We start from the raw sequence: 6,951 nt of genomic DNA on the forward strand, positions 1-6,951 counted from the left end.
GGCATCCGCGCCCGCCGCCCGCCTGGCGCAGGTAGCCGAGGAGCGGGCCGCCGAGCATGAGCATGGCGAGCCCGAGCCACCACACGCCGTTGGCGAAGGCGATGATCCAGCCGGTCGTCCACGCCGCCCCGAGCAGCCCGAGGGACTGCGGGGACCAGCCGCCCCCACCACCCTGCTCCTGCTGCTGCTGCGGCACGGGCGCGGGCTCGCGCGGCCGGTACGGCGCGGGCGGCGGGCTCGTGCGGGCCACCACCGACCCCGTCGGCCGCTGCGCGAGGGTCGACCCGCTCGGCCCCGTCGAGGCGCCCGGCCCCGTCGGCCCCGTCGGCTGCGTCGGCTCCGCGGGAGCCGACGCGACGGGCCGCTGCCCGTGGCCGGACGCGCTCCCGGGCGCGCGCGCACCGGGGTCCTCGCCACCGGTGGCGCTGCCCTTGCCCAGGTCGACTCCCACGGCGGTCTCCTACAGGTCCAGGTCGGAGCGGCGGAACTTCGCGTCCAGGAAGCGGCCCTGCACGCTCAGCCGCTGCGCGTCGTGGTCGTAGACGGCGCGCTGCAGCTCGCGGGCGCCGTCGGCGAGCAGCCGCAGCTGCGCGACGAGCTCCTCGGCGGGCGTGCTGCCGGAGGGGCCGCGGCTGGTGAGGGCGTAGTCCTCGGGCAGCTCGAGGTAGTTCTCCAGCGCACCGGGCAGGTACTCGGTGACGATGGCCTCGAGGTCGTGCAGCGCCTCGACCTCGGCGCCGCGCCTGCCCACGTGCGCGAGCAGCGGGCGCAGGACGTCCTCGATCTCGCGCACCGCGGGGACGGCGCCGTCGGGCAGCCGGCCGCCGTTGCGGTTGGCGGTGCGCACGACGTCGCGCAGCCGCTCCTGCAGCCGGGTCGCCGGGTCGGCCGGTTCGGCCGCGACGGGCACGGGGGCCGGCTGCGCGGGCTGCGGCAGCGCGTGCTCGGCCCCGGTGAAGGCCGCCTTGATCCGCAGCCACGTCGAGTTCGCCATGATCGAGTGCACCAGCCCCAGTCCCCACGTGCCCGTGGCCAGGAGCCAGCCCAGCACGCCGAGCAGCAGCCCGTCCATCGTGATCAGCGTCGCCGCGCCGCCCGCGGCGAGCAGGTACCCCAGGGCCGCCAGCACCCAGGTGGGCCGGCGACCGCGCAGGCCCATGTAGAGGAAGGCCAGCCACGGCAGGCCCACCGCGGGGATGGCCAGCCACCAGGAGTTGGCGACCCGCCAGGTGCGGCTGCGCAACCTCCGCGAGACCAGCTCCGCCGGCGCCTGCGCCGGACCGCGGCGCACCGCGACCCGCCCCGGCCCGTGCCCGCCGGAGCGGCGCAGCGCCCGCGGCGGCCGCTCCCCCGGGCCGTGGCCGGCCGGGGCGCTCACCGTGGACCTTCGATGGCGGGACCACCACCCTGCTCCCCGTTGCGCGCCCGCTCCAGGTAGGAGCGCGAGCGCTGCACCTGGCCCTCGAGGGCGTCGACGGTGGTGGCCATGCTGACGACCGCCTGCTGCTTGAAGACGTCGATGGCGTCCATCGTGGCGAAGACGTTGTCGAAGGCCTTCTGCAGGGTGGCGACGTCCACGGTGGCCGAGGAGGCCTGCTCGTGGATCTGCGCGGTCTGCTGCTTGAGCATCTCCGAGGTCGACAGGATCATCTGGTTCGTCGTCGTGTTGAGCGCGTTGATCTGGTCGAGCACGAGCTTCTGGTTGGCCAGCGCCTGCGCCACGATGACGGCCGTGCGCAGCGCCGCCACCGTCGTCGTCTGCGCCCGGTCGACGCCCTTGATGAGCTCGATGTTGTTCTTGCGCACCAGGTCCAGCGCGAGGTAGCCCTGCACGCTGACCGCGAGCTGGGTCATGAGGTCCTGGTGGCGCTGGCGGATGGGGAAGAGCGCGTCGGAGGTCAGGGCGTCGGCGGCCCGCGGGTCGGAGACGCGCAGCTCGTCGATCTTGGCGACCGTCGCGGCGTCCAGCGCCTTGGCCAGCGTGGAGTACTCGGTGAGCTTGCCCATCGTCGTCCAGAGGTTCTGCTTCTCGGACTCGATGGAGGCGTTGTCCTTGCGCAGCTCGTCCTGGCCGCTGGCGAGGGCCTTGATGATCGCGTCGAGCTGGGACTGCGCGTCCTGGTAGCGCTCGAAGTAGCGCTGCACCTTGCCGCCGAAGGGCAGGATGCCCAGCAGCTTCTTCGCGCCCCTGAGGTCGGCGCGGCCCGGGTCGAGGTCGGTGACCGTCTGGCGCAGCTGCAGCAGCGTGTTGGCCACCTTCACCTGCGCGTCGGCGCCGGGACCCGTCGCCTTCTGGCCCTTGGCGCCCGCGAGGCTGGAGGCGGGGCGCTCCAGCATCCGGTTGGAGACCTGGGCGCTGGAGCGGATCTCCTGCTCGCCCATGCGCGTGATGTCGTCGACCTTCTTCTGGAAGGCCGGGCTGCGCGGATCCTGCGCGGCGAGGTCGGTGACGAAGGCCTGCGCCTTGCGGTGCAGCTCGGCCCTGGTCGCCTCGTCCAGCGGGATCATCACCTCGGCCTGCTCGTCGGCGACGACCGGCACGGGGGCGGGCGGCGTCAGCTGCAGGTCCGTGGCGGGCGGCGCGGCCGGGGCCGCCGGCGGGTCCAGCGGCTTGCTCAGGTCCAGCGACTCCGACATCAGGTGGTTCCCCTCGTGCTCGACAGCGTGCCGCCCGCGCCACCCGGCGTGCGGTCCATCCTAGGTGCGCCGCGCGCGGTCGTCCGATCATCACCGGGCGCGCGCAGCGCGGTCATCCACCCCACGGTGGAGGTCCCCGCACCGCACGTCGTCCTCACGAGGGGGGCAACGCGCACCCCCCGCGCGAGGTGCCCGGCCCGGCGGGGCGCCGGCCGCGGCTCACCAGTCGTCCTCCTCGCGGTCGCGGCGGTCGTTCTCCTCGGTGCGCAGGCGGGCCGCCCGCAGCGCGTCCGCGGCCTCCTCGCGGGTGGCGTAGGGCCCCATGAGGTCCTTGGCCTGGCCCTTGTGCTCGACCTCCTGCACCCGGCCGGTGGACACGTCGTAGTAGTACTGCGTCGCCATGAGCGCATCCTGGCCCGTCCGGGCCGTCCGCGCACCCGACCTAGACTCGGGGCCATGAGCACGGCGACGGCACCCGTGGGCACGCTGGTGCCCGGCACCCTCTCCCCGCGACGCCCGGTCCCCGCGTCGATCCCGCGCCCGGAGTACGTGGACGAGCCGGCGCCGGCGCCGTACACCGGCTCGCACGTGATCGACCCGGAGGGCGTGGAGCGCATCCGCCGCGCCGGCAGGCTGGCCGCGCAGGCGATGGAGCTGGTGGCCCGGCACGTCGTGCCGGGCACGAGCACGGACGAGCTGGACCGCGTCGGCCACGAGTTCCTCTGCGACCACGGCGCCTACCCTTCGACGCTGGGCTACCGGGGCTTCCCCAAGTCGCTGTGCAGCAGCGTCAACGAGGTGGTCTGCCACGGCATCCCGGACTCGACCGTGCTGCAGGAGGGCGACATCGTCAACCTCGACGTCACCGCCTACCTGGACGGCATGCACGGCGACACCAACGCCACCTACCTGTGCGGGGAGGTGGACGAGGAGTCCCGCCTGCTCGTCGAGCGCACCCGCGAGGCCACCCGCCGCGGGATCGGGGCCGTCGCGCCCGGGCGCGCGATCAACGTGGTCGGCCGCGTCATCGAGGCCTACGCCAAGCGCTTCGGCTACGGCGTCGTGCGCGACTTCACCGGCCACGGCGTGGGCCCGGCCTTCCACTCCGGCCTCGTCGTGCCGCACTACGACGCCGCGCCCGCCCACGGCACCGTCATGGAACCCGGCATGGTCTTCACCATCGAGCCGATGCTCACGCTGGGCACCCACGAGTGGGACATGTGGGAGGACGGCTGGACGGTGGTCACGCGCGACCGCCGGCGCACCGCGCAGTTCGAGCACACGATCGTCGTCACCGACACCGGCGCCGAGGTCCTCACCCTGCCCTGAGCCCGGCGGCCCGCGGCCGCGGCGGCACCCGCGGGGGGCGCGGCGCGTTGGAGCGGACGTCGCCCACCGCGGGCGGCACCCCGCTGGAGGAGGACGACGCGAGTGAACACCCTGTCCCGCCCGGTCCGCGGCAAGGTCGTGGCCGGCGTCTGCGCCGGGCTCGCCCGCCGCTTCGGCCTGAGCCCCACCGTCGTGCGCCTGCTGTTCGTGCTCAGCTGCGTGCTGCCCGGCCCGCAGGTGCTGGTGTACGCGGCACTGTGGATCGCCATGCCCCGCGACGGCGGCCGCTGAGCCGGGCGGAGCCCGGGCTGATCGCCCGTCGGCGCCCTAAGCTGACCGCGTGACCACGACGAGGCGGACGAGCACGACGAGCAGGAGCGGCACCGGGGCGAGCGCGGCGGGGACGGCCGGCAGGGCCGTGTCGGCCTCCACCGCGATCGGCTCGGCGCGCACCCGCCTGGGCCTGGGCGTCGACATCGGCGGCTCGGGCATCAAGGCCGCCCCCGTGGACCTGGGCGCCGGGCACTTCGCCGCCGAGCGCGTGCGCGAGGTCACCCCCCAGCCGGCCACGCCCGCGGCCGTGGCCCCCGTGGTCGCCAAGGTGCTCGCCTCCTTCGAGGTCGACGACGACACGCCCGTGGGCATCACCTTCCCCGCCGTCATCCAGCACGGGATCGCGCGCAGCGCGGCCAACGTCGACCCCTCCTGGATCGGCACCGACGCCGAAGCGCTCTTCTCCGACGCGCTGGGGCGCGACGTGCTCGTCGTCAACGACGCCGACGCCGCCGGGTACGCCGAGACGGTCTTCGGCGCGGCCAAGGGCGTGCACGGCGTCGTGCTCGTGACGACGCTGGGCACGGGCATCGGCAGCGCGCTCATCGTCGACGGCAAGCTCGTGCCGAACACCGAGCTGGGCCACCTGGAGGTCGACGGCCACGACGCGGAGAAGAAGGCCGCCGACGCCGCCCGCGAGCGCCACGACCTGTCGTGGTCGCAGTGGGCCAAGCGCCTGCAGCGCTACTACTCCCACGTGGAGGACCTGCTGTGGCCGGACCTCATCGTCGTCGGCGGCGGGGTCAGCAAGAAGCACGAGAAGTTCCTGCCGCTGCTGGACCTGCGCACGCCCATCGTGCCCGCGCAGCTGCGCAACGACGCCGGGATCATCGGCGCCGCCTCGCTGGCCGCCGCGGCCGCCGGCCGCGACCCGCGCGGGGACTGATCGCGCACCACCCGGCGCAGCCCCTGCCGACAGGTGGCCCGGGCGTACTAGTGTCCGGGCCATGACTGACGCGACGCCGCGCCTGGGCCTCGGCCTCTTCATCCCGCAGGGCTGGAAGCACGACCTCGTGGGGGTGGACCCCGCCGAGCAGTGGCCGGTGATGCGCTCCCTCGTGCAGCGCGCCGACGCCGGCGACGTGTGGGACTCGGTGTGGGTCTACGACCACTTCCACACCGTGCCCGAGCCCACCGACCAGGCCACCCACGAGGCGTGGACGCTGGTGGCGGCCTTCGCGGCCGTCACCTCCCGCATCCGGCTGGGGCAGATGTGCACCTGCATGAGCTACCGCAACCCGGCGTACCTGGCCAAGGTGGCCGCGACCGCCGACGTCGTCTCCGGCGGGCGCGTGGAGATGGGCATCGGCGCCGGCTGGTACGAGCACGAGTGGCGCGCCTACGGCTACGGCTTCCCCACCGCCGGCGAGCGCCTGGCCCGCCTCGACGAGGGCGTGCAGATCATGGCCCAGCTGTGGCGCGAGGGCGTGTCGACGTTCACGGGGAAGCACTACAGCACCGACGGCGCGATCTGCCGGCCGCTGCCGCTGCAGGAGGGCGGCATCCCGCTGTGGATCGCCGGCGGCGGTGAGCGCAAGACGCTGCGGACGGCCGCGAAGTACGCCGACTACACCAACTTCGACGGCACGCTGGAGGGCTTCACGCACAAGTCCGAGGTGCTCGCCGGGCACTGCCGCGACGTGGGCCGCGACTTCGCCGCCATCACGCGCACGGCGGACTACACCGTGGTGGTCGGCCGCGACGAGGCGGAGGTTCGCGAGCGCCTCGCGGCCCGCCGGGCCGTGCTGGAGCAGCACGTCAGCGCCGAGGCCGTCGAGCGCGAGCTGTCCCCGCTGGACCCCGCGCACGCCGCCGGGGTGGGCACCCCCGAGCAGGTCGTGGAGAAGCTGACGCCGCTGGTGCGCGCGGGGCTCGGGCACGCGAACTTCTACTTCGCCGAGGCCGCCACGGACACCAGCGGCATCGAGCTCTTCGAGCGCGAGGTCGCCCCGGCGCTGCGGGCGCTCTGAGGCCCGCGGCGCGCGAGGCCCGCGCCGCCGGGGTCAGGGGCGCTGGGCGTCCGTGACCGAGCGCACGACGCCGATCCACAGCGGCAGCGCCACGAGGTGGGCCGCCGCGCTGAGCAGCAGCAGCGCGGTGACCGCCCCGGCGGAGCCGTCGTCGGCGATGCGGTTGCCGACGGTGGCGCTCGCGACGGCCACCAGCCACGCCGCCCACCAGGCGCCGAGCGCGGGCGCGGCGCCGCGGCGGGCGCGGGGCGCGGAGGCCGTCCAGACGTCGTCGAGGAGCTGGCGGGGCACGAACCAGCACGCGACCGGCAGGAACCAGCCGAGCCAGGTCCAGACCCCGGCCCGCCGCTGGCGCACGGCCGGGCTGATGCGGACGGCGTTGGCGCGGGCGCGCGCCAGCCAGAGGGCCGTCACGACCAGCGCCGCCAGCTGCACGCCCGTCAGGGCGACGCCCACGGCGAGACCGGCGACCGCGCCCGCCAGCGAGCGCTGCCCCAGCGCCCAGCCGGCCACGTCGAGCACCGTCCCGGCCGCCACGAGGCTGGACAGCACGACGACCGCGGTGGCGAGGCCGGACAGCGGGCGCAGCCCGGTCGCGGGAGCCGGAGCGCCGGCCGCGGCCGGGGACCAGGCCGGGGCTCCCGCGCCGGCCGCCCAGGTCCCCGCCGCCGGGGCGGGGACC

General features: G+C 75.3%; 8 protein-coding genes and 1 pseudogene. 4 read left to right on the forward strand and 5 right to left on the reverse strand.

Features of this window, described 5'->3' with window-relative positions:
• The 4 genes and pseudogenes from GTQ99_RS17470 to GTQ99_RS17485 form a co-directional block, all read right to left on the reverse strand.
• Positions 1-451: pseudogene (locus tag GTQ99_RS17470) on the reverse strand (hypothetical protein); the annotation flags it as partial.
• A 9-nt stretch (positions 452-460) separates the two neighbouring features.
• On the reverse strand, positions 461-1,378 hold the full coding sequence (locus GTQ99_RS17475) for a hypothetical protein (protein WP_166617005.1): 918 nt from the start codon (positions 1,376-1,378) through the stop codon (positions 461-463).
• Positions 1,375-2,637, reverse strand: a complete 1,263-nt coding sequence (locus GTQ99_RS17480) for a toxic anion resistance protein (RefSeq protein WP_166617006.1) — start codon at positions 2,635-2,637, stop codon at positions 1,375-1,377. Before GTQ99_RS17480 ends, GTQ99_RS17475 begins: the two co-directional genes overlap by 4 nt.
• A gap of 219 nt (positions 2,638-2,856) precedes the next feature.
• Entirely contained in the window at positions 2,857-3,039 is a 183-nt protein-coding gene (locus tag GTQ99_RS17485; RefSeq protein ID WP_166617007.1) for a hypothetical protein, read from the reverse strand.
• A 54-nt stretch (positions 3,040-3,093) separates the two neighbouring features.
• On the opposite strand from GTQ99_RS17485, the gene map reads away from it, so the two are divergent.
• From map to GTQ99_RS17505, 4 genes are all read left to right on the forward strand, one after another.
• Complete coding sequence (gene map, locus GTQ99_RS17490) at positions 3,094-3,966, forward strand: type I methionyl aminopeptidase (protein ID WP_166617008.1); 873 nt, start codon at positions 3,094-3,096, stop codon at positions 3,964-3,966.
• Positions 3,967-4,068: 102 nt separating this feature from the next.
• Complete coding sequence (locus GTQ99_RS17495; protein ID WP_166617009.1) at positions 4,069-4,257, forward strand: PspC domain-containing protein; 189 nt, start codon at positions 4,069-4,071, stop codon at positions 4,255-4,257.
• A 145-nt stretch (positions 4,258-4,402) separates the two neighbouring features.
• Positions 4,403-5,185 carry a polyphosphate--glucose phosphotransferase gene (ppgK, locus tag GTQ99_RS17500; RefSeq protein ID WP_166617011.1) on the forward strand — a complete coding sequence of 261 codons (783 nt, stop codon included), beginning with the start codon at positions 4,403-4,405 and terminating at the stop codon, positions 5,183-5,185.
• An 82-nt stretch (positions 5,186-5,267) separates the two neighbouring features.
• Complete coding sequence (locus GTQ99_RS17505; RefSeq protein WP_166617012.1) at positions 5,268-6,269, forward strand: LLM class F420-dependent oxidoreductase; 1,002 nt, start codon at positions 5,268-5,270, stop codon at positions 6,267-6,269.
• A 33-nt stretch (positions 6,270-6,302) separates the two neighbouring features.
• Here the strand turns inward: GTQ99_RS17505 and GTQ99_RS17510 are convergent.
• Positions 6,303-6,951, reverse strand: a 649-nt coding sequence (locus GTQ99_RS17510) for a DUF4328 domain-containing protein (protein ID WP_166617010.1), incomplete at its 5' end; no start/stop codon positions are given.

This window comes from Kineococcus vitellinus, assembly GCF_009906315.1.
In the GTDB taxonomy this organism is placed as follows: domain Bacteria; phylum Actinomycetota; class Actinomycetes; order Actinomycetales; family Kineococcaceae; genus Kineococcus; species Kineococcus vitellinus.

What these genes read in the sequence shown, in the direction of transcription:
- GTQ99_RS17480 (WP_166617006.1), bottom strand. Translation starts at nt 2,637, where the DNA reads ATGTCGGAGTCGCTGGACCTGAGCAAGCCGCTGGACCCGCCGGCGGCC.
- GTQ99_RS17485 (WP_166617007.1), bottom strand. Translation starts at nt 3,039, where the DNA reads ATGGCGACGCAGTACTACTACGACGTGTCCACCGGCCGGGTGCAGGAG.
- map (WP_166617008.1), top strand. Translation starts at nt 3,094, where the DNA reads ATGAGCACGGCGACGGCACCCGTGGGCACGCTGGTGCCCGGCACCCTC.